This is a genomic window from Frigoribacterium sp. 9N, from assembly GCF_902506305.1.
Classification (GTDB): domain Bacteria; phylum Actinomycetota; class Actinomycetes; order Actinomycetales; family Microbacteriaceae; genus Frigoribacterium.
In genome coordinates, this window is sequence record NZ_LR733390.1 from 86255 (window position 1) to 107753 (window position 21499).

General features: G+C 72.2%; 18 protein-coding genes and 1 pseudogene. 16 read left to right on the forward strand and 3 right to left on the reverse strand.

Translation table 11 applies throughout. The annotated features are described in order from the left end of the window. Positions 1-22: 22 nt before the first annotated feature. Positions 23-850 carry an aminotransferase class IV gene (locus ARTHRO9V_RS00395; RefSeq protein ID WP_123570192.1) on the reverse strand — a complete coding sequence of 276 codons (828 nt, stop codon included), beginning with the start codon at positions 848-850 and terminating at the stop codon, positions 23-25. Between the two features lie 32 nt (positions 851-882). Here ARTHRO9V_RS00395 and ARTHRO9V_RS00400 point away from each other — a divergent pair, with 32 nt between their 5' ends. The 5 genes and pseudogenes from ARTHRO9V_RS00400 to holA all read left to right on the forward strand — a co-directional run bounded on the left by ARTHRO9V_RS00400 (position 883) and on the right by holA (position 9259). Continuing rightward, positions 883-2307: an anthranilate synthase component I family protein gene (locus tag ARTHRO9V_RS00400; protein WP_123570191.1), complete on the forward strand. Its 1425-nt coding sequence runs from the start codon at positions 883-885 to the stop codon at positions 2305-2307. Positions 2308-2487: 180 nt separating this feature from the next. Then, the gene (gene leuS, locus ARTHRO9V_RS00405) at positions 2488-5034 is read left to right on the forward strand and encodes a leucine--tRNA ligase (RefSeq protein ID WP_370516151.1); all 2547 of its coding nucleotides are present in this window, start codon (positions 2488-2490) and stop codon (positions 5032-5034) included. Between the two features lie 104 nt (positions 5035-5138). Further along, positions 5139-5777: a ComEA family DNA-binding protein gene (locus ARTHRO9V_RS00410; protein WP_159824830.1), complete on the forward strand. Its 639-nt coding sequence runs from the start codon at positions 5139-5141 to the stop codon at positions 5775-5777. A 353-nt stretch (positions 5778-6130) separates the two neighbouring features. Next, a pseudogene (locus ARTHRO9V_RS15915) lies at positions 6131-7564 on the forward strand (ComEC/Rec2 family competence protein); the annotation flags it as partial. A 660-nt stretch (positions 7565-8224) separates the two neighbouring features. After that, entirely contained in the window at positions 8225-9259 is a 1035-nt protein-coding gene (gene holA, locus ARTHRO9V_RS15675; RefSeq protein ID WP_056047549.1) for a DNA polymerase III subunit delta, read from the forward strand. A gap of 117 nt (positions 9260-9376) precedes the next feature. Here holA and rpsT read toward each other — a convergent pair whose 3' ends face one another. Next, positions 9377-9637, reverse strand: a complete 261-nt coding sequence (gene rpsT, locus ARTHRO9V_RS00420; RefSeq protein WP_043596189.1) for a 30S ribosomal protein S20 — start codon at positions 9635-9637, stop codon at positions 9377-9379. Positions 9638-9880: 243 nt separating this feature from the next. On the opposite strand from rpsT, the gene ARTHRO9V_RS00425 reads away from it, so the two are divergent. From ARTHRO9V_RS00425 to hemW, 5 genes are all read left to right on the forward strand, one after another. Continuing rightward, positions 9881-11032: a pyridoxal phosphate-dependent aminotransferase gene (locus tag ARTHRO9V_RS00425; protein WP_159824834.1), complete on the forward strand. Its 1152-nt coding sequence runs from the start codon at positions 9881-9883 to the stop codon at positions 11030-11032. A gap of 54 nt (positions 11033-11086) precedes the next feature. After that, entirely contained in the window at positions 11087-11395 is a 309-nt protein-coding gene (locus ARTHRO9V_RS00430; RefSeq protein WP_159824836.1) for a DUF4190 domain-containing protein, read from the forward strand. A gap of 467 nt (positions 11396-11862) precedes the next feature. Further along, positions 11863-13713, forward strand: a complete 1851-nt coding sequence (gene lepA, locus ARTHRO9V_RS00435) for a translation elongation factor 4 (RefSeq protein ID WP_056045691.1) — start codon at positions 11863-11865, stop codon at positions 13711-13713. Positions 13714-13718: 5 nt separating this feature from the next. Next, on the forward strand, positions 13719-14492 hold the full coding sequence (locus ARTHRO9V_RS00440; protein WP_201298892.1) for a DUF1990 family protein: 774 nt from the start codon (positions 13719-13721) through the stop codon (positions 14490-14492). Between the two features lie 2 nt (positions 14493-14494). After that, on the forward strand, positions 14495-15721 hold the full coding sequence (gene hemW, locus ARTHRO9V_RS00445; RefSeq protein ID WP_159824838.1) for a radical SAM family heme chaperone HemW: 1227 nt from the start codon (positions 14495-14497) through the stop codon (positions 15719-15721). A gap of 138 nt (positions 15722-15859) precedes the next feature. On the opposite strand, the gene ARTHRO9V_RS15680 is transcribed toward hemW, so the two are convergent. Beyond that, positions 15860-16363 (reverse strand): DUF4870 domain-containing protein, encoded by a 504-nt coding sequence (locus tag ARTHRO9V_RS15680; RefSeq protein ID WP_236556798.1) that lies wholly within the window; start codon positions 16361-16363, stop codon positions 15860-15862. A 180-nt stretch (positions 16364-16543) separates the two neighbouring features. Here ARTHRO9V_RS15680 and hrcA point away from each other — a divergent pair, with 180 nt between their 5' ends. The 6 genes from hrcA to ybeY all read left to right on the forward strand — a co-directional run bounded on the left by hrcA (position 16544) and on the right by ybeY (position 21499). Further along, positions 16544-17566: a heat-inducible transcriptional repressor HrcA gene (gene hrcA / locus ARTHRO9V_RS00455; RefSeq protein ID WP_056045687.1), complete on the forward strand. Its 1023-nt coding sequence runs from the start codon at positions 16544-16546 to the stop codon at positions 17564-17566. Between the two features lie 110 nt (positions 17567-17676). Beyond that, complete coding sequence (gene dnaJ, locus ARTHRO9V_RS00460; protein ID WP_159824840.1) at positions 17677-18792, forward strand: molecular chaperone DnaJ; 1116 nt, start codon at positions 17677-17679, stop codon at positions 18790-18792. 2 nt (positions 18793-18794) lie between these two features. Then, positions 18795-19538, forward strand: coding sequence for a 16S rRNA (uracil(1498)-N(3))-methyltransferase (locus ARTHRO9V_RS00465; RefSeq protein WP_123570183.1), 744 nt, complete (start codon positions 18795-18797; stop codon positions 19536-19538). Between the two features lie 50 nt (positions 19539-19588). Then, positions 19589-19966 (forward strand): histidine triad nucleotide-binding protein, encoded by a 378-nt coding sequence (locus ARTHRO9V_RS00470; protein WP_159824842.1) that lies wholly within the window; start codon positions 19589-19591, stop codon positions 19964-19966. An 82-nt stretch (positions 19967-20048) separates the two neighbouring features. Then, positions 20049-21041, forward strand: coding sequence for a PhoH family protein (locus ARTHRO9V_RS00475; RefSeq protein ID WP_216844210.1), 993 nt, complete (start codon positions 20049-20051; stop codon positions 21039-21041). Beyond that, positions 21038-21499: an rRNA maturation RNase YbeY gene (gene ybeY, locus ARTHRO9V_RS00480; RefSeq protein ID WP_056045671.1), complete on the forward strand. Its 462-nt coding sequence runs from the start codon at positions 21038-21040 to the stop codon at positions 21497-21499. Before ARTHRO9V_RS00475 ends, ybeY begins: the two co-directional genes overlap by 4 nt.

The following is a 21499-nucleotide window of genomic DNA, read 5'->3' on the forward strand; positions in this document are numbered from 1 at the left end:
ACCGATCGCGGCCCGGTGGGGGTCAGCCGTCGACCGGTCGTCGCAGGCGGTCGAGTCGGCCGCGCCAGAGCGCCAGGCGCCCCGGCTCCTCGGCGGGTGCCGGGCCGTCGATCCAGCCGGTGACGATGCGGATGCCGTGCAGTGCGCCGAGGCCCCAGACCTCGAACCCGTCGAGCTCGTCCGGCCGGGTGCGGTCGTGCAGCACGTCGACGCCGAGGACGGCGGCCAGCGTCGTCAGGCTGCGGACCGTGACGCCCGGGAGGCGCGCCAGGTCGTCCGACGGGAGGCAGAGGGCGTCCCCGCGCCACCAGACGATCGAGCTCCAGGCGCCTTCGACGACGTGTCCCTCGGGCGAGAGCAGCACGGCCTCGTCGGCCCCTCGGGACCGCGCCTCGGAGACGAGCGAGCCGAGGGCGGCGAGGTCGGGCCCCTTGACCGTCGGTCGCGTGCGGGGGTCCCGGTCGGCCGTGGCGAGGACGACCGAGCGGTGGCGCGGGGGAGCGGGACGGAGGCGCAGCCGCAGCCGTGCCCGGTCGCCGTCCTCGGCTCCGTCGCCTGCGACGAGCTCGACGCGGGGGAACCAGGCTCCCGTCCGGGGGAGGACCGCGAGGGCCGCCGTCCAGAACGCCGACACCTCGTCCGCGTCGGGCGCCCCGGGCACCTCGGCGACCGACCCGGCGAACCGGTCGCGGTGCACGTCGAGGGCCAGCACCGAGCCGTCGTCGACCAGCCACGAGTCCGCCACGAGGAGGCGCGGGTCGGCGTCCGCCGCCCCTCCGCCCCCGCGCGTCGCCAGCTCGTCGCCCTGCCAGACGTGCAGCACGTCACCACCCGGCCGCTCGCCACTCATCGGGTCGGGTCTCCGCTCATAGGATCAAGGGTATGCGTCCCGCGGTCGTCCGTTCCTCCCTGCCGTGGCGCGACCCCGAGGCCGTCGTCCGGCACCTGGCCGCGACCGGCGACGTGGTCTGGCGCGACGCGGGGGTGGGCGCCGTTCGGGGCCGGTCCGTCGTTGGGTTCGGCCCGGCGTGGACGGGCGACGTCCGCGACGGCGGCGCCGACCGGCTCTGGCAGGCGGTGCGTGACGACCTGGTCGACGTCGAGCCCGACAGCCATCCCCTCGGTTGGGCCGGCTGGCTCGGCTACGGCTTCGGCTGCCGGCTGCTCGACCGCGACGCCACCGAGGGGCACCGGCGGGCAGCCACCGCCTCCACCGTCGCCGCCGACGGGGACCCCGCCGACCTCGCCCTGCTCGACGTCGACCGTGCCCTGGTCTTCGACCACGCCGCACGCTCGGTCGAGGCCGTCGCGCGGGCCGGCGACCCGTGGGCGTCCTCCCTGGTCGAGACCTGGGCCGACGTGCCGCCCGAGCCTCCGGTGCCCGGGCCGACCCGCGCCTCCTCGGGGGGCGCCGCCCCGCCCATCGCCCGCTGGCGGCACCGCCCCGACGAGTACCTCGACCTGATCGAGGGGTGTCGGCGGGCCATCGCGGCCGGCGAGGCGTACCAGCTCTGCCTGACCACGGCCGTCGACGTCGTGGGGCCGGTGGACGCGCTCGAGGCCTTCGCGCGCCTCCGTCGGTCCTCGCCGGCGCCGCACGCGTCGTTCGTGCGCATCGGCGACGTGGCCGTCGTCGGGGCGTCGCCCGAGTCGTTCGTCGAGGTGACGGCCGACGGCCGGGTGTCGTCGGCGCCGATCAAGGGCACGCGACGCCGCGGGTCGGGCGCCGACGACACGGTGCTCGCGCGCGAGCTCGTCGAGAGCGAGAAGGAGCGCGCCGAGAACGTCATGATCGTCGACCTGGTCCGCAACGACCTCGCCCGGGTGGCCCTGCTCGGCACGGTCGAGGTGTCCGAGCTGCTCGCCGTGCACTCGTACGAGCACGTCCACCAGCTCGTCAGCACGGTGCGGGCCCGTCTCGGGGCGGGGTGCACCGCGGCCGACGTCGTCGAGGCGGCCTTCCCCGCCGGGTCGATGACCGGTGCCCCGAAGCGACGGGCCGTCGAACTGCTCGCCGACCTCGAAGGAGCGCCCCGGGGGATCTACTCGGGTGCGACCGGCTGGCTCGGGCGCGACGGCTCGGCGAGCCTGGCGATGACCATCCGCTCGATCGTCGTGCACGGGGCCCGGGCGGCGGGTGCGGGACGGCCCGTGCGACCGGCGGGTGCTCGCGTCGGGGTGGGCGGCGGCATCACCATCTCGTCGGTGCCGGTCGACGAACGCGACGAGGTCGAGCTGAAGGCGGCGGCCCTGCTCGCCGTGCTCGGCGTCCGTACCGCCGACGGGGCCCCGGTCCGCATGTCGTGACGGCGCGTGCCGTTCGGTAGCCTTGGCGAGGATCGCCGAGCCCGGCGCACGTCGCCGTGCCCTCGCACGGACGGTCCGCCCCCACCGCACCGACTGCCAGCAGTGAATGAGAGCCCCGTGGCACACGAGCACGACACGACCGCGACCGACGCCTCCTCGGCCATCCCGCCCCACGACGGCGTGCCCGAACGCGAGTACGACGTCGCCCGCCTGCAAGAGAAGTGGCAGGCCCGGTGGGACGCCGAGCAGCCGTTCGTCGTCGACCCCGACGACAAGCGGCCGCGCAAGTACATCCTCGACATGTTCCCCTACCCCTCGGGCGACCTGCACATGGGCCACGCCGAGCAGTACGCCCTCGGCGACATGGTGACGCGCTACTGGCGCCAGCAGGGCTTCAACGTGCTGCACCCGATCGGCTGGGACAGCTTCGGGCTCCCCGCCGAGAACGCGGCCATCAAGCGCGGCGTCGACCCCCGCGAGTGGACCTACGCGAACATCGCGCAGCAGAAGCAGAGCATGAAGCTCTACGCCCCGTCGTTCGACTGGAGCCGGGTGCTGCATACGAGCGATCCCGAGTACTACAAGTGGAACCAGTGGCTGTTCCTCGAGATGTACAAGAAGGGCCTGGCGTACCGCAAAGACAGCTGGGTCAACTGGGACCCGGTGGACCAGACCGTGCTCGCCAACGAGCAGGTGCTGCCCGACGGCACCAGCGACCGGTCGGGTGCCGTCGTGGTCAAGAAGAAGCTGACGCAGTGGTACTTCAAGATCACCGACTACGCCGACCGCCTGCTCGACGACCTCAACCAGCTCGAGGGCCGGTGGCCGACCAAGGTGCTCAACATGCAGCGCAACTGGATCGGCCGCTCGATCGGTGCGGACGTGCACTTCGCCATCGAGGGCCGTGACGAGAAGGTCACGGTCTTCACCACGCGTCCCGACACCCTCTACGGCGCGACGTTCATGGTCGTCGCACCCGACTCCGACCTCGCGGCCGAACTCGTCGCCGACGCGACGGACGACGTCAAGGCGACCTTCGCCGAGTACCTCGTCGAGGTGCAGAAGGCGACCGAGATCGAGCGCCAGTCGAGCGAGCGCCCCAAGACCGGCGTGCCGCTCGGCCGGGTGGCGGTCAACCCGCTCACGGGCGACCCGATGCCGGTCTGGGCCGCCGACTACGTGCTGGCCGACTACGGCCACGGCGCGGTCATGGCCGTGCCCGCGCACGACCAGCGCGACCTCGACTTCGCCCGCAAGTACGACCTCCCGGTGCGCGTCGTGGTCGACACGAACGCGCCCGTCACGGGCGTGATCCCCAAGCTCGAGCTCGACGAGGACGGCCAGGCGATCCTGCCGGACGACCTGCCCGACCTGAACCCCCGCGAGACGGGCGTGGCCCTGACCGGCGACGGCCGGCTGATGAACTCGGGCGCCCTGACCGGCCTCAGCAAGTCGAACGCGATCAAGCGCGTCGTCGAACTGCTCGAGGCGTCCGGTGACGGCGGGGCGGCCAAGACGTACCGTCTGCGCGACTGGCTGATCTCGCGCCAGCGCTTCTGGGGCACGCCCATCCCGATCGTGCACGGCGCCGACGGCGTCGAGGTGCCGGTGCCCTACGACGAGCTGCCGGTCCGACTGCCGTCGACCGAGGGCCTCGACCTCAAGCCGAAGGGCAGCTCGCCGCTCGGCGCGGCCGAGGACTGGGTGAACGTGCCCGACCCGCGCGACGGGTCGCCCGCGCGTCGGGACGCCGACACGATGGACACCTTCGTCGACAGCTCGTGGTACTTCCTGCGGTTCCTCGATCCCACCGACGCCGACCGGGCCTTCGACCCGGCCCAGGCCAGCAGGTGGGCGCCGGTCGACCAGTACGTCGGAGGCGTCGAGCACGCCATCCTGCACCTGCTCTACGCGCGCTTCATCACCAAGGTGCTCTTCGACCTCGGCCACGTCGACTTCACCGAGCCCTTCAGCGCGCTGCTGAACCAGGGCATGGTGCTGCAGGACGGCGCCAAGATGAGCAAGAGCAAGGGCAACGTCGTCAGCCTCTCCGACGAGATCGAGAAGCACGGCGTCGACGCCATCCGCCTGACGATGGCCTTCGCCGGCCCGCCCGAGGACGACATCGACTGGGCCGACGTCTCGCCCGCCGGTTCGGCCAAGTTCCTGGCCCGGGCGTTCCGTCTCGCGAGCGACGTCGACAGCTCGCGCGACGTGGTGTGGGCCGACGGCGACCAGGCCCTGCGCCGGGTCACCCACCGGTTCCTCGCCGAGGCCCCGGGGCTGAGCGAGGCGTTCAAGTACAACGTCGTCGTCGCTCGCCTGATGGAGCTCACCAACGCCGTCCGCAAGGCGATCGACTCGGGTCCCGGCGCGTCCGACCCGGCGGTGCGCGAGGCGACCGAGACCGTCGCGCTGGGGCTGTCGCTGTTCGCTCCCTACACGGCTTCCGAGATGTGGGAGAAGCTCGGCTACGACGGCGGTGCCCTCGCCACGTACGGCTGGCGGAAGGCCGACCCGACGCTGCTCGTCGAGACGAGCGTCACCGCGGTCGTCCAGGTCAACGGCAAGGTGCGCGACCGGCTCGAGGTGTCGCCCAAGATCGCCTCCGACGAGCTCGAGGCGATGGCCCGCGACTCGGCGGCCGTGCAGCGCGCGATCGGCGACAAGCAGATCGTCAACGTCATCGTGCGGGCGCCGCGCCTGGTGAACATCGCGGTGAAGTAGGTCACTCGGGGCGTCTCGTCCCCACTCGTCGACGGCCGCCCTGGCTCCCCAGGGCGGCCGTCGTCGTCCGTGCGGGCGGACACCCGCTCGTACCGTGACGGGTCATGACCGTCAGCTTCCGCACCGCCGTCGACCCGTCCGAGCCGGGTGGTCCGCGGTGGCGCGTGGGGGTCGGGGCGGTCGTCGTCCTGCTCTTCGTCGTGCTGGCGGTGAGCGTCGCCGTGTCGGCCTTCGCCACCCGAGGAGGCGCGGCGGACGAGCTCGTGACCGTCGAGCCGGGCACCGGGGCCGAGGCCGGGGCAGGGGCCGGCACCGCACCTCCCGCGGGTGCCTCGGTCGTCTTCGTGCACGTGCACGGCCGGGTGGCGGCGCCCGGCCTGTACGAACTGCCGCACGGCGCCCGCGTCGTCGACGTGGTCGCGGCGGCCGGCGGGTTCACGGACGAGGCCGACCAGGCAGCGGTCAACCTCGCGCGGGTGCTGGTCGACGGCGAGCAGCTGCGGGTGCCGGCCGTCGGTGAGACCGCGGACGACGGGGTGGCAGGCGGTGGCGGGACGGTCGACCTCAACCTCGCGGACGACGCCGCGTTGCAGACGCTGCCCGGGGTGGGGCCGGCGACCGCCGCGGCGATCCTGTCCTGGCGTGACGAGAACGGCCGCTTCCGCAGCGTCGACGACCTGCTCGGGGTGCCGGGCATCGGTCCGAAGACGCTCGAGACGCTGCGCGACCGGGTGCGGGTGTGACGCCCGGTCGCGTCCTCGACCTGCGGCTCGGGGTGCCCGTGGCCGTGGCGTGGGTCGGGCTCGCCGTGGGCTCGACCCGGCCGGGGCTGTCGCCCGTCGTGGCCGCCGTCGCCCTCGTCGTCTGCGTCGTCGCGGTCGGCCTCGTGCTCGTGGCGCGGGTGGGCTCCCTCGCGGCCGGGCAGGTCCTGCTGGTGGTGGCCCTGAGCGCCGGGGCGTGCGCCGGGCTCACGGGCCAGGCGGCGGTGCGCGACGACCGTCGTCACCCGTCGGGGCTCACGACGTCGGTGGGGCACGCGGTCACCGTCGAGGGGCGCCTGCTCGACCGGGTCGAGGCGCGGGCCGACGTCCTGACGATGTCGGTCGACCGACTCGACGTCGGCTCGGGGACCGTGGCCCTCGGGGACCGCGTCCCGGTGCGGGTGTTCGGGGCGCGCCTCGACGGTCGCCGGTCGGCCGAGATCGGGGCCCGGGTGTCGGCCCGGCTCGTCCTGGGCCCGGTGAGGTACGGCGAGTCGGTCGCGTTCGAGGGGCGGGCGGTCGAGCCGCTCGGCGTCCGCGCCGAGCCCGGGCGGGCGTCGGCCTGGTCGAACGGGCTGCGATCGGCCTTCCGCGCCGTGGCCGCAGACCTGCCCGGTGACGGCGGGGCCCTGCTGCCCGGGCTCGCGATCGGCGACACGTCGGGAGTGCCCGACGACCTCGACGACGACATGACGCAGGCGTCGCTCAGCCACCTGACGGCCGTGTCGGGCTCGAACTGCGCCGTGCTGGTCGCCCTCGTGGTGCTCGTCGGGTCGGTGCTGAGGGTCCCGCGGTTGCTGCGGCTCGCGATGGCCGTCGTCGTGCTCGTCGCTTTCGTCGTGCTCGTCACGCCCGAGCCGAGCATCGTCCGGGCCACCGTCATGGCGGTGCTCGTCCTCGTGCACCTCGCCGTCGCCCGGCCGATCGCCGGTGTGCCCGTGATCGCGCTGGCGGTCGCCGGGCTGCTGTTCGCGGACCCGTGGTTGGCCCGTGACCTCGCCTTCGTCCTGTCGGTCCTCGCGACGTCGGGGCTGGTCGTGCTCGGAGGGCCGCTGACCGCCCTGCTGGCGCGCCTCGTGCCCGAACCCGTGGCGGCGGCCCTTGCCGTCCCCACGGCCGCGCAGCTCGCCTGCCAGCCCGTCTTGCTCGCCCTCGAACCGAGCATCGCCCTGCACGGCGTCGTCGCGAACGTGCTGGCCGGCCCGGCGGCTCCGGTGGCGACCGTGGGTGGGCTCGTCGTCTGCGTGCTCGCGCCCTGGGCGCCCGCGACGGCGGCGACCGTCGCGTGGGCCTCGTGGCTGCCGTCGTCCTGGGTCGCGGCCGTCGCCCGGTCGGCGTCGACCTGGCCGGGCACGCGAGTCGGGTGGGACGCCTCGGCGCTCGGCGTCGCCTCCCTGGTCGGCGTGACGGCCCTCGTCGTGGTCGCCGTGGTGGCCCGGGCCCGGGGCCGCCTGCGGGCCGTCGTCACGACGCTGCTGGTGGGCGTGCTGGTGGCCACCGTCGGGGTGGTGGGCGGGCGCACCGTGGTGACCCGCGCCTCCGTTCCCGACGACTGGGTCGTCGCCCAGTGCGACGTGGGGCAGGGCGACGCCGTGCTCGTCCGCAGCGCGCGGGCCGTCGCCCTGATCGACGTGGGTGACGACGAGGCCGCCGTCGACCGCTGCCTCTCGACGTTCGGCGTGCGCCACGTCGACCTGCTCGTGCTCACCCATTTCGACCGTGACCACGTCGGGGCGATCGGCTCGGTCGTCGGCCGGGTCGGCACGGCCCTCGTCGGGCCCGTGGGGCGTTCGGACGACGCCGAGGTCGTGACCGCCCTGCGCGGCGGTGGCGCCGAGGTCCAGGAGGCGCGGGTCGGCACCCGGGGACGCCTCGGCGACCACACGTGGCGGCTCCTCTGGCCGCCCTCCGCGACCCCGGCGGGCAACGACGCCAGCCTCGTGGTGCGCCTCGACCCGGGCGGGTCCTGCCGGGTCGGGTGCCTCTCCCTGCTGGCCCTCGGCGATCTCGGTGAGACCGCCCAACGCCGTCTGGCCTCGTCACCCGACGGCGAGGAGGGGCTCGGGCGGGTCGACGTCCTGAAGGTGTCGCACCACGGGTCGGCGGACCAGCACGCCGAGTTGTACGAGCGGGTGTCGGCCCGCGTCGGCCTGGTCGGCGTGGGGGCAGAGAACTCCTACGGACACCCCACCGACGTCGCGCTCGACCTGGTCCGGGACGGCGGGGGAGTCGTGGTCCGCAGCGACGAGGCCGGTCAGGCCGCGGTCACGCCCGTCGGCCGTGACGGCGGCGACGTCGGCCTGCGGATCTGGCGGGAGCACGCGGGGTCCGCGGGTCGAGATCGCGCGTCCGACACGTCGGTGGCGTCCTCTAGCATCGGAGGAGGCGCGGCGGGCCCCGCGTCCGTGGGACGACGTCCGAGAGGCAGCATGGCAGCGCGAGCGAGTGGCAAGACGGCGAAGAAGGCCTCGGTCGCGATCGACCAGGTCGGGTGGGACAAGATCCGTCCCGCGGCCGTGGTGCTGGTGAGCGGGCCCGAGCAGTTCCTCGCCGACCGTGCCTCCCGCCAGCTGCGCGACCAGCTCGTCGCCGAAGACCCCAGCCTCGAGGTGCACGACCTCGAGGCCGACCATTACCAGCCCGGCGAGCTCGTGACGCTGGCGAGCCCGTCGCTCTTCGCCGAGCCACGTCTCATCCGCGTCTCGAACGTCGAGAAGTGCACCGACGCCTTCCTCACCGAGACGCTGCGCTACCTCGACACGCCCGCCGACGACACGACCCTCGTGTTGCGCCACGGAGGCGGGGTCCGCGGCAAGAAGCTGCTCGACGCCGTCCGGGGCGGCACCGGCGGCGGGCTCGAGGTCGTCTGCGCCGAACTCAAGAAAGACACCGAGAAGCTCGAGTTCGCGGCCGCCGAGTTCGCCGCCGAACGGCGTCGCATCTCGCAGGGGGCCCTCCGGGCGCTCGTGACGGCCTTCAACGACGACCTGGCCGAGCTCGCCAGCGCGTGCCAGCAGCTGATCAGCGACGCCGCGGCCGAGATCACCGAGGCCACGGTCGAGAAGTACTACTCGGGTCGGGTCGAGACCAACGCCTTCAAGGTGGCCGACGCGGCCATCGCAGGTCAGCAGGGCGAGGCTCTGGTCCTGCTCCGCCACGCGTTGTCGACCGGGGCCGATCCCGTGCCCGTGGTGGCGGCGTTCGCGATGAAGATCCGCACCATGGCCAAGGTGCAGGGCTCCTACGGCGGCTCGGGTCAACTCGCCTCGCGCTTCGGACTCGCCCCGTGGCAGGTCGAACGGGCACAACGAGACCTCCGGGGCTGGACCGAGGACGGGCTGGGCCGGTGCATCGAGCTGCTCGCCGAGACCGACGCGGCCGTCAAGGGCGCCGAGCGCGATCCGGTGTACGCGCTCGAGCGGATGGTGACCATGATCTCGACGCGCGGTTCGCTGCTGTCGTGAGTCGCGCCTCCTGACCGTCCGGTCGCCTGTCCTGCGGGCGAACGGGGACGACGAAGGCCCCGTCTCGATCGAGACGGGGCCTTCGTCGTCGAGCCCGGGGGCTCGGGGGAGGGGAGCCTAGAGGGCGCCGACCTGCTTCGCGATGGACGACTTGCGGTTCGCGGCCTGGTTCTGGTGGATGACGCCCTTGCTGGCGGCCTTGTCGAGCTTCTTCGACGCGAGGAGCAGAGCCGAGGTGGCCTTGTCCTTGTCGCCGGCGGCGATGGCCTCGCGGGTGGCGCGGACGGCGGTCTTGAGCTCGCTCTTGACGGCGCGGTTGCGGTCCTGGGCCTTCTTGTTGGTGCCGATGCGCTTGATCTGCGACTTGATGTTTGCCACGTGAACTACTTTCTGGATTCTGAGTATCGGACGATGTGCGCCAGCCGAGCGTCCGACCGACGTGAATCGGTCGACCCGGTGCTGCCGCCGGTGATGGCCACCGGAGCGGCTCTCGGCTGCGATCGCGTTCCGCCACTGCAGACGTAACGCGCAAGCCAACAGGCAACGTTACCAGCAGCGAGCCCGACTCTCAACGAACGTCGAGCGGTCGGCGTGCCGTGTCGTGCGGGGTACCGTGCCATCATGCCTCAGCTCGCACCCCACATGACCACCGTGCCCGCTTCCGGAATCCGTCGGGTCTACGAGCTCGCGGCGCAGCTCGACGGCGTCGACATGCTCGTGGTGGGCGAACCCGACGTGCCCGTCGCCCGCCACATCGCCGACGCCGCACGCCGCGCCTGGGCCGACGACCGCACCGACTACACGCCGAACGGCGGCATCCCGGCCCTGCGCGAGGCGCTCGTGGACAAACTCGCCCGGGAGAACGACGTGCACGTGGACCTCGAGCAGGTCTGGGTCACCGTCGGGGGGACGCAGGCCCTGCACCAGACGATGGGACTGCTGCTCGCGGCCGGTGACGAGGTGCTGGTGCCGGACCCCGGTTACACGACGTTCACGATGAACGCCCACATGCTCGACGCCGTGCCCGTGCCCTACACGTTGGCCCCCGAGCTCGGCTTCCACCCCGACCTCGACGAACTCGAGAACCTCGTCGGCGACCGCACCCGTGCCCTCATCGTGAACAGCCCGTCGAACCCGCTCGGCGTCGTCTATCCGGAGGAGACGCTGCGGCGCCTGCTGGACTTCGCCCGCCGGCACGACCTCTGGGTCATCAGCGACGAGGTCTACGAGTACTTCACCTACGGGCCGAAGCACGTCAGCCTGGCGTCGCTCGACGGCGACGACCGGGTGTTCAGCGTCTTCTCGATGAGCAAGACCTACGCCATGACGGGCGTGCGAGTCGGCTACCTCGTGACGCCCAAGGGCCTCGCGGAGACGATGCGCACGGTCCAGGAGGCGGCCATCAGCTGCGTCGCCGAGCCCGACCAGCACGCCGCCCTCGCCGCCGTCGTGGGGGACCACCAGCCCGTGGCCGACGCCCGCGAGCACTATCGGAGCAACCTCGACCTCGCCACGACGCTGCTCGACGAGCGGGGCATCCGGTACCTCGAGCCCACCGGCGCCTTCTACCTCTGGATCGACGTCAGCCACGCGTCGCAGGGCGACGTGGCGGCGTGGGCCGAGCGGTTCCTGCTGTCGGAGCGCGTCGCGGTCGCGCCGGGCAGTGCGTTCGGCCGGAGCGGCGAGGGGTGGATCCGCGTCTGCCTCGCGTCGTCACCCGAGGTGATCACCCGGGGGCTCGGCAAACTGCCGGCGCCGGGCGACCCCCGCTGAGATCCGGGGGTCAGCCCCCTGGGGTCGACGCGAGGGGCTTCCTAGGCTCGGAGCATGACGAACCAACCCGTACACACGACCTTCTCCGCCTCCAGCACCGGCGTCCGTTCGCCCCTCGCCGTCTGGAGCCTCGTCCTCGGCCTCGCCTCGATCGGCTTCGGCTTCACCTTCGTCGTCCCGATCGCCGGCCTCGTCCTCGGCATCCTGTCCCGCCGCCGTGAGCCCCAGGGTCGCACCATGGCGCTCGTCGGCATCGTCTCGTCCGCCGTCATGCTCGTGGGCACGCTGATCGCCCTGGCGATCGGCCTCGCCGTCGTCGGGGGCGCCGGCGTCCTCGCGCTCCTTCCCGGCACCGCGGCCTGACCCTCGGCCCGGCAGTCCCGCCCGGCGGTCCCGTCCCGCGTTCCGGCTCGCGCCTCCCGCGCTCGCGCTCGTCCCGCGCTCATCTCGCGGTCCGGCTCGCGTCGGCAACTCCTGCCTGCCGTCGCACGCCCGTCGCGACGCCGGGGAGTCCGACCGCCCGAGCGGCACCGGCCAGGAGTTGCCCGCACCGCCCCGCTGGCTCGCGCCCCCCTCTGGCCCACCCGCCGACCGGCCCACCCGCTCGCCCGCACCGCGGCGTCCCGCGCGCACGGCATCCGGTGCGGCCACGGTATGGGCAAGTCCTGCCCGCCGTCACGGCACGAGCCGTCGACCGGGGAGGCGCGGTGCCGGTCGCGACACCGGGCAGGAGTTGCCGACGGGCGGCCCTGCGCGGGCCGACGCCCGATCCGTCGCCCCGGCGTGGGAGAATCGTGCGGTACCCCCGCCCACCACCCCCAGAGGATCGTGTGAGTCCCCAAGCAACCCGCGCACTCGAGCCGGCGTCGACCGAGCCCGAGTCCCTCCGCAACTTCTGCATCATCGCGCACATCGACCACGGCAAGTCGACCCTCGCCGACCGCATGCTCGGCATCACCGGCGTGGTCGAGTCGCGTGCGATGCGTGCCCAGTACCTCGACCGCATGGACATCGAGCGCGAGCGCGGCATCACGATCAAGAGCCAGGCGGTGCGCATGCCGTGGGAGCGCAACGGCGAGACCTTCGCGCTCAACATGATCGACACCCCCGGCCACGTGGACTTCAGCTACGAGGTCTCCCGCTCGCTGGCCGCGTGCGAGGGGGCGATCCTGCTGGTCGACGCGGCCCAGGGCATCGAGGCGCAGACCCTGGCGAACCTCTACCTGGCGCTCGAGAACGACCTCGAGATCATCCCGGTGCTCAACAAGATCGACCTCCCGGCGGCCGACCCCGACAAGTACGCCGCCGAGCTGGCGGGCCTGATCGGCGGCGACCCCGCCGACGTGCTGCGGGTCAGCGGCAAGACCGGAATGGGCGTCGAAGAGCTCCTCGACCGTGTCGTCGACCGCATTCCCTCTCCCGTCGGCGTCAAGGACGCACCGCCCCGCGCGATGATCTTCGACTCGGTCTACGACAGCTACCGCGGCGTGGTGACGTACATCCGCATGATCGACGGCACCCTGCACCCTCGCGAGAAGGTGCAGATGATGTCGACGAAGTCGACCCACGACATCCTCGAGATCGGCGTGTCGTCACCCGAGCCCGTCCCGAGCCAGGGGCTGTCGGTCGGCGAGGTCGGCTACCTCATCACCGGCGTGAAGGACGTCCGCCTGTCGAAGGTGGGCGACACCGTCACGACGTCGGCCAAGCCCGCGACCGAGGCCCTCAGCGGGTACACCGAACCGCTGCCGATGGTGTTCTCGGGGCTCTACCCGATCGACGGCAGCGACTACCCCCTCCTCCGCGAGGCCCTCGACAAGCTCAAGCTGTCCGACGCCGCGCTGGTCTACGAGCCCGAGACCTCGGTGGCCCTCGGCTTCGGCTTCCGCTGTGGGTTCCTCGGCCTGCTCCACCTCGAGATCGTCACCGAACGACTCGACCGCGAGTTCGGCCTCGACCTCATCACGACGGCCCCGAGCGTCATCTACGAGGTCACCACCGAAGACAAGAAGACCGTCACGGTCACCAACCCGAGCGAGTTCCCGGGCGGCAAGATCGCGAGCGTCAGCGAGCCCATGGTCAAGGCGGGCATCCTCGCGCCCAAGGACTACGTCGGCGTGATCATGGAGCTCTGCCAGCAGCGCCGCGGCACCCTGCTGGGCATGGAGTACCTCGGCGAGGACCGGGTCGAGATCCGTTACGCGATGCCCCTCGGCGAGATCGTGTTCGACTTCTTCGACAGCCTCAAGTCGAAGACGGCGGGCTACGCCAGCCTCGACTACGAGCCCATCGGCGATCAAGAGGCCGACCTGGTCAAGGTCGACATCCTGTTGCAGGGTGAGCAGGTCGACGCCTTCAGCGCGATCGTGCACCGCGACAAGGCCTACGCCTACGGGGTGCTCATGACGGGCCGGCTGCGCGAACTCATCCCGAGGCAGCAGTTCGAGGTGCCCATCCAGGCCGCCATCGGTGCCCGGATCATCGCCCGCGAGAGCATCCGGGCCATGCGCAAGGACGTCCTGGCCAAGTGCTACGGCGGCGACATCTCGCGCAAGCGCAAACTCCTCGAGAAGCAGAAGGAGGGCAAGAAGCGCATGAAGACCATCGGTCGGGTCGACGTGCCCCAAGAGGCCTTCATCGCCGCCCTCAGCGGCGACGTCGAGAAGAAAGACAAGAAGTAGGGTCCATGCGTCGAGCCACCCACACCGAGACCCGCACGACCTACGGCGAGGTCGGGGCGACGCAGGCCCCCGACCTCATGCAGTACCCGCCGAAGGGGTTCAAGCCGGCCGAGTACCGGGCCCGCGTCGGCCACGGCGACGCCCGCTTCGCCGCGGCCTGGATCGCCACCATGACCTGGCAGATCCAGGAGCGCAGCGGCATCCGCGTCCGGGTCGACACCGTGCCGCCGGCCGACGAGAGCGAGTACACGCCCGTCCAGTTCGACGAGCACGGGCAACCGGTCGACGCCGCCGAATGGGCGACCGCGCGTGACGAGTCGCGCTACTCGCCCGACGGCACGCCCTTCCTCACGGCGGGCACGACGGCCACGCTGAGCATCGAGGCCTACGGGCGCACGGTCGAGGCCCCGGTGCGCGTCGTCTACGTGATCGACGAACCGAAGCGCAAGGGTTTCGCGTATGGAACCCTCGACGGCCACCCCGAGAGCGGCGAGGAGTCCTGGATCGTCGACCAGACCGACGACGGTTCGGTGTGGCTCTCCATCCGGTCGTTCTCGAAGCCGTCGAGCGCGAAGTGGCGCCTCGTGGCACCGTTCCTGCGACGCACGCAGGCGCAGTACACGAAGCGGTACCTGAGGGCACTGAGCCTCAACGAGAAGGGCGAGCAGACCGACGAGGTCGTCGTCGTCGAAGACACCGAGGCCGGCGTCGGCGACCCCCGCGGTGACGAGCGCCCCCCGACCGGCCTGCGCGGCGACGCCGCGGGAACCGGCGCCTGACGGTGCCCGGAGCCCTTCCCCTCGGCGATCCTGCCCCCGTCGACGGACGCCTGCCCGAGACCGTCGCCGTCGGCGCGGACGACCGCAACTTCGGGGTCTACCTGCACGTCCCGTTCTGCCGCGTGCGCTGCGGGTACTGCGACTTCAACACCTACACGGGCGACGAGCTGCGAGGCGCTCGTCGCGACGACTACGCCGGGCAGGCCGTCACCGAGATCGAGCTCGGGGGCCGGGTGCTGCGCGAGGCGGGGCTCCCGCCGCGCCGCGCCTCCTCGGTGTTCTTCGGCGGGGGCACCCCGACGATGCTGCCGTCGAGCGACCTCACGTCGATGCTCCACGCGATGGTCGACACCTGGGGTCTCGAGCCCGGCGCCGAGGTGACGACCGAGGCGAACCCCGACTCGGTCGACGCCGCGTACCTGCAGCAGCTCGCCGACGCCGGCTTCACGCGCGTCAGCTTCGGCATGCAGTCGGCCGTCCCGAGCGTTCTCGCCACCCTGGAGCGCACGCACGACCCCGAGCGCATCCCGTTCGTGGTGCGCTGGGCCCGTGACGCGGGGCTCGACGTCAGCCTCGACCTCATCTACGGCACACCCGGCGAGACCCTCGACGACTGGAGGCGTTCGCTCGACGTCGCCCTCGAGCAGGAGCCCGACCACCTCTCCGCGTACTCGCTGATCGTCGAGGACGGCACGAAGCTCGCCCGCCAGATCAAGCGGGGCGAGGTCCCGATGCCCGACGACGACACCGCGGCCGACATGTACGAGATCGCGGACGACCGGCTCGCCGGCGCGGGCTACGACTGGTACGAGGTCAGCAACTGGTCGCGTGGCGTCGAGCACCGTTCCCGCCACAACCTGGCGTACTGGCAGGGCCACGACTGGTGGGGCGTCGGCCCGGGCGCGCACAGTCACGTCGGTGGCGTCCGCTGGTGGAACGTCAAGCACCCGGCCGCCTACCAGCAGCGCATGGCCGCGGGCGAGTCGCCGGCCGCCGGGCGCGAGACCCTCGACGACGAGACCCGTCGGGTCGAGCGCGTCCTGCTCGGGGTGCGCATCCGCGAGGGGCTGCCCACCTCCGAGCTCGACGACGACGGACGCCGGGCCGTCGGTGGCCTCATCGCCGACGGCTGGGTCGAGGGGCGTCCGGCCCTGCAGGGTCGCGTCGTGCTCACGCGCGAGGGGCGGCTCATGGCCGACGCCGTCGTGCGGCGTCTGCTGCCCGACTGAGCGTCCCGATCGTCCCGATCGTCCTGATCGCCGCCGCGCCCCGCGGTGGCGACCAGGAGGCGCGGGCCCGGAACGCAGGAGGCGCGGCTCCCGGGGGAGTCGCGCCTCGCGTGGTGCCCGTCCGGGCCGGTCGACCGTCTACTTGACGAACTCGATGGTCAGCGGGTACTTATACCACTCGCCCTTGTTGGCCGCGACGGCGGCGATGATCGAGAAGATGATCACGAGGATGCCGGCGACGAGGGCGAGCACCCCTCCGATGACGATGATCGACAGGATCGCCGAGATCACGTAGACGATGGCCACCGTGATCTGGAAGTTCAGCGCGGTCCTGGTGTGCTCCCGGATGAACGGGCCGCGGTCCTTCAACACGAGGTAACCGACGAGGGCGGGGACGAACGCGAAGAGGATCCCGCCGAGGTGGATGAGCGTCGACCAGAGCTTCTCGTCCTCGGGGCGCATCGGCTGGACGGGCTGCGGCTGGTAGCCGGGCTGCTGGCCGAAGCCGGGGCCGGACTGCTGGCCCTGGCCGGGCTGACCCTGGCCGGGCAGACCCTGCCCGTACGGCTGGCCGGGCTGACCGTTCTGGCCGGGCTGGCCGTTCTGCGGGCCGTTCGGCTGGGCGGGAGGGTTCTCGGTCATGGCTGCACCTGTTCGTGAGTGTCCTGCGGATGTCCCCGCCACCCTAGGGCAGCCGGGTGCGGCCCGAGTAGGCCTCGCGACGGAGGTGTCGTACGATTGGCAGTCCGGCACGTCGAGTGCCAGGCCCGGTCGCCCGGCGTGCGGACGACCCGGGGGACGTCGAGCGAAGAGAGGTGCGTCATGGTCTCCGAACGCGGTCTCGAAGTGCTTCGCGTCATCGTGCACGACTACGTCGCGTCCCGTGAGCCGGTCGGGTCGAAGTCCATCGTCGAGCGACACCAGTTCGGCGTCTCGGCGGCGACCATCCGCAACGACATGGCGCTGCTCGAAGAAGAAGAGCTCATCGCGGCACCGCACACCTCGTCGGGACGCGTGCCGACCGACAAGGGCTACCGGCTCTTCGTCAACCAGCTCGCCGACCTGCGCCCGCTCAGCGCGGCCCAGCGTCAGGCCATCGAGACGTTCCTGGGCGACTCCACCGACCTCGACGAGGTGCTCGGTCGGACGGTCCGGCTCCTGTCGCAACTCACCAACCAGGTGGCCCTGGTGCAGTACCCCACCTTCTCCCGGGCCCGCGTGCGTCACGTCGAGCTGGTCAGCCTGGGCGACGGTCGCGTCATGACGGTGCTGATCACCGACAGCGGCCAGGTCGAGCAGCGGGTCGTCGACATCCGCACCGCCGTCGACGAGTCCTTCCTGTCCGAGTTGCGGGCCGCCATCAACGCCGCGGTCGGCGGTCGACCCCTGGGTGAGGCCTCCACCGCCCTCACCGACCTGCCGGCGCGGTTCCGTCCCGACCTCGCGGCGGTCGTCGGCGTGGTCGTCGCGAGTCTCACCGAGCAGATCGCCGCCGGACGTCAGGACCGCCTCGTCATGGCCGGTGCGGCGAACCTGGTGCGCACGGGCGACGACTTCAGCGGCGACCTCTTCCCCGTGCTCGAGGCGATCGAAGAGCAGGTGGCCCTCTTGCGGCTCTTCGGCGAGATGCAACTCGACGCCGTCGACGTGGCCGCGAGCATCGGCCGCGAGAACGCGTCGTTCGGGTTGTCCCAGGCGTCCGTGCTGGCCAGCGGGTACTCGACGCAGGGCAGCGAGATCGCGAGGCTCGGCGTGCTCGGGCCCATGCGCATGGACTACTCGACCAACATGGCGGCGGTCCGTGCCGTCGCGCGGTACCTGTCGTCGCTGCTCACCGAGCGGTAGCCGACCACCACGGCCCCGGCCGTCCCACGACCCCCAATCCCCGTCCCGGTCCGCCGGGCCCGGCCCCGCCGGGAAGACCACCACACCACACCAGAGGCAGACGAGAACCAGTGGCAGATCATTACGACGTCCTCGGAGTCGACCGTCAGGCGACCCCGGAAGAGATCAAGAAGGCGTACCGCAAGCTCGCCCGCGAGCTTCACCCCGACGTCAATCCCAGCCCCGACGCGTCCGAACGGTTCAAGGACGTCACGCACGCCTACGACGTGCTCAGCGACCCGCAGCAGCGCGAACGCTACGACCTCGGCCCCCAGCCCGGCTTCGGTGGCGGCGGCGGAGGCGGGGCCGCCGGCTTCGGCGACATCTTCGACGCGTTCTTCGGCGGCGGTGGCCAGGGCCAGCGTCAGGGTCCGCGGTCCCGGCGGGAACGCGGGCAGGACGCGCTCCTGCGCCTCGAGGTCGACCTCGAGGACATCGTCTTCGGCACGCAGCGCGACATCGAGGTCGACACGGCCGTCCTCTGCGACACGTGCAGCGGCTCGTGCTGCGCACCCGGCACCTCGCCCCAGACCTGCGACATCTGCGGTGGCTCCGGCCAGATCCAGCGCACCGTGCGCTCGCTGCTCGGCAACGTCATGACGTCGAGCCCGTGCGGGACCTGCCGTGGCTACGGCACCGTCATCCCCAACCCCTGCCCGACGTGCCAGGGCCAGGGGCGCGTCCGGGCGCGACGTTCGATCCCCATCGACATCCCCGCGGGCGTCGACACCGGGCTCCGGCTCCAGCTGCCCGGTCAGGGCGAGGTCGGCCAGGCCGGTGGCCCGAACGGCGACCTGTACCTCGAGGTCAAGGTGCGTCACCACGACACCTACAGCCGCAACGGCGACGACCTGCTGGCCACGCTCGAGGTGCAGATGGCCGACGCCATCCTCGGCACGTCGACGACGCTCACCGGGCTCGACGGCGAGATCGAGGTCGAGATCAAGCCCGGCACCCAGAGTGCCGACATCCTCACCGTGAAGGACCGCGGCATCACCAGGCTGCGCGGGACGGGTCGCGGCGACCTCAAGATCGGCGTCCAGGTGGTCACCCCGACCAAGCTCAGCCACAAGGAGCGCGAGCTGATCGAGAAGTTCGCCTCGGGTCGCCGCTCCCCGGCGCCCGAGCTGTCGCACTTCCAGCAGGGTCTCTTCGGCAAGTTGCGCGACCGCTTCCTGAACTTCTGATCGTGGCGCACTTCTACCTGGTCGACGACCTGGCCGCCGCCGAGGTCGGCTCGAGCGTCGAGCTGACCGGTTCCGAGGCCCGACACGCGGTCACGGTCAGCCGGGTGCGGGTGGGCGAGCCGCTGACCCTCGGCAACGGACGGGGGCTGGTGGTCCAGGGCGAGGTGTCCGAGGCGGCCCCCGAGCGGCTGGTGCTGCTCGCGACCCGGGTCGTCCGGCACGAACCGCCGACGACGCGGCTGGTCCTCGCCCAGGCGCTGGCCAAGGGCGACCGCGACGAACTCGCCGTGCAGGCCGCGACCGAGCTCGGCGTCGACGAGATCGTCCCGTGGGCCGCGGCGCGCAGCATCTCCCGCTGGGAGGGCCCCAAGGTCGCCAAGGGCCTCACCCGCTGGTCGTCGATCGTGCGCGAGGCGACCAAGCAGTCGATCCGTCCCTGGTCGCCCGAGGTCTCGGGGCTCGCGACGACGCGGCAGCTGGCCGAGCGCGCCTCCCGCGATCTCGTCCTCGTGCTCGAGCCGTCGGCCGAGCAGGCGCTCACGGCGGTCGACCTGACCGCAGGAGGCGCGGTGCCCGGCCGCGTCGTCGTGGTCGTCGGTCCCGAGGGCGGGGTGTCGCCCGCCGAGCTGCACCAGCTCGCCGAGGCGGGTGCCCGCGCCGTGCGCCTCGGGGACGCCGTCCTGCGGACCTCCACGGCCGGGCCCGCCGCGCTGTCCGTGCTGAGCGCGCGACTCGGTCGCTGGTGACCTCGACGCCCCCCGGGGCCGTGTCGGCGGTCGTCGCTACGATGGGCAGCATGTCCGAGACCTCCGACGAGCCCACCGTCTTCAGCCGCATCGTCGCGCGCGAGATCCCCGCCGACATCGTCTTCGAGAGCGACGCGGTCGTCGCCTTCCGCGACATCGCGCCCCGGGCACCCGTCCACCTGCTCGTGGTGCCCAAGACCCAGGCGTACCGCGACGTCGTCGAACTCGCCGCGGGCGACCCGGCGTTGCTCGCCGAACTGGTGGCGACCGCCTCCCGGCTCGCGGCCGACCCGGCAGCGTTCGGGGAACACTCCGGGTCCGAGTTCCGTTTGATCTTCAACACCGGCGCATCCGCCGGGCAGACCGTGTTCCACGTGCACGCCCATGTGCTCGGTGGACCCCTGGAGGAAGGCACCCTTGCCCACTAGCGACACGAACGCCACCGGCCCCTCGACACCGACGACGGGTGACGACGTCCGTCGCGTCGACGTGACCGTCGACGGCGTCGCCATGGTCCAGCTCCTGGGCCCGCAAGACCGCCTGCTGCGTGCGGTCGAGAAGCAGTACCCCGACGTGCGCGTGCTCGTCCGCGGCAACGAGGTCACCCTCGAGGGGCCCTCGTCGGCCGTCGGCCGGGCCGAGGGCCTCGTCGACGAGCTCGTCTCGATGGTCCGCGGCGGTCACGACCTCGGCCCGGCCGAGGTCGCGACGTCGGCCCGTCTGCTCGACTCGGGGCAGGGCAGCCCGTCCGAGGTCTTCGGGCAGCCGATCGTCACCAGCCGCGGCAAGGGGGTCCGGGCGAAGACTCGGGGCCAGAAGGACTACGTCGACGCGATCGACCAGCACACCATCACCTTCGGCATCGGCCCGGCCGGCACCGGCAAGACCTACCTGGCGATGGCCAAGGCCGTCCAGGCGTTGCAGCGCCGCGAGGTCCAGCGCATCATCCTGACGCGCCCCGCGGTCGAGGCCGGCGAGCGGTTGGGCTTCCTGCCCGGCACGCTGACCGACAAGATCGATCCGTACCTCCGGCCGCTCTACGACGCCCTGAACGAGATGATGGACCCCGAGATCGTGCCCAAGCTGCTCGCGGCCGGCACCGTCGAGGTCGCCCCTCTCGCGTACATGCGCGGTCGCACCCTCAACGACGCGTTCGTCGTGCTCGACGAGGCGCAGAACACCACGCCCGAGCAGATGAAGATGTTCCTCACCCGTCTCGGATTCGGCTCGCGCATGGTCGTGACGGGCGACGTCACCCAGGTCGACCTGCCCACCGGTGCCAGCGGCCTCCAGCTCGTCACGACGGTGCTCGACGACATCGACGACATCCACTTCGCCCGTCTCACCAGCGACGACGTGGTGCGGCACACGCTCGTGGGCCGCATCGTCGACGCGTACACGACCTACGACGCCGAGCGTCAGGCCCAGCAGCACCGCCGTCTCGAGGCGGCGGACCAGCAGGCCGACGCTCGCGACCGCCTGCCGAAGAAGGGAACCCGGTGAGCATCGAGGTCGCCAACGAATCCGCCGTCGAGGTCGACGAGGCCACGATCCAACGTCTGGCCACCTTCGCGCTCGACCAGATGCACGTGCACCCCGAGGCCGAACTCGCGATCGTGTTCGTCGACGAGGCGGCGATGGAGCAGCTCCACGTCCAGTGGATGGACGAACCCGGTCCGACCGACGTGCTGAGCTTCCCGATGGACGAACTGCGCCCCGGCACCGAAGACGAACCCACGCCGGCCGGCCTGCTCGGCGACATCGTCGTGTGTCCGCAGGTGGCCGTGGCCCAGGCCGCCACGGCGGGGCACAGCCCGCTCGACGAGATGCTGCTCCTCACCTGCCACGGCATCCTGCACCTCCTGGGGTTCGACCACGCCGAACCCGACGACGAGCGTGAGATGTTCGGTCTGCAGCGCGAGATCCTCGCGGCCTTCGCCGCGTCCGACACGAGTCGGTGA

Bases quoted from the DNA above. Each gene is read 5' to 3' on its own strand.
- hrcA (WP_056045687.1), top strand. From the start codon at position 16,544: ATGGTCTCCGAACGCGGTCTCGAAGTGCTTCGCGTCATCGTGCACGAC.
- ARTHRO9V_RS00430 (WP_159824836.1), top strand. From the start codon at position 11,087: ATGACGAACCAACCCGTACACACGACCTTCTCCGCCTCCAGCACCGGC.
- ARTHRO9V_RS00400 (WP_123570191.1), top strand. From the start codon at position 883: ATGCGTCCCGCGGTCGTCCGTTCCTCCCTGCCGTGGCGCGACCCCGAG.
- ARTHRO9V_RS00470 (WP_159824842.1), top strand. From the start codon at position 19,589: ATGTCCGAGACCTCCGACGAGCCCACCGTCTTCAGCCGCATCGTCGCG.
- ARTHRO9V_RS00475 (WP_216844210.1), top strand. From the start codon at position 20,049: ATGGTCCAGCTCCTGGGCCCGCAAGACCGCCTGCTGCGTGCGGTCGAG.
- ARTHRO9V_RS00395 (WP_123570192.1), bottom strand. From the start codon at position 850: ATGAGTGGCGAGCGGCCGGGTGGTGACGTGCTGCACGTCTGGCAGGGC.
- ARTHRO9V_RS15680 (WP_236556798.1), bottom strand. From the start codon at position 16,363: ATGACCGAGAACCCTCCCGCCCAGCCGAACGGCCCGCAGAACGGCCAG.
- ARTHRO9V_RS00440 (WP_201298892.1), top strand. From the start codon at position 13,719: ATGCGTCGAGCCACCCACACCGAGACCCGCACGACCTACGGCGAGGTC.
- ARTHRO9V_RS00410 (WP_159824830.1), top strand. From the start codon at position 5,139: ATGACCGTCAGCTTCCGCACCGCCGTCGACCCGTCCGAGCCGGGTGGT.
- ARTHRO9V_RS00425 (WP_159824834.1), top strand. From the start codon at position 9,881: ATGCCTCAGCTCGCACCCCACATGACCACCGTGCCCGCTTCCGGAATC.
- holA (WP_056047549.1), top strand. From the start codon at position 8,225: ATGGCAGCGCGAGCGAGTGGCAAGACGGCGAAGAAGGCCTCGGTCGCG.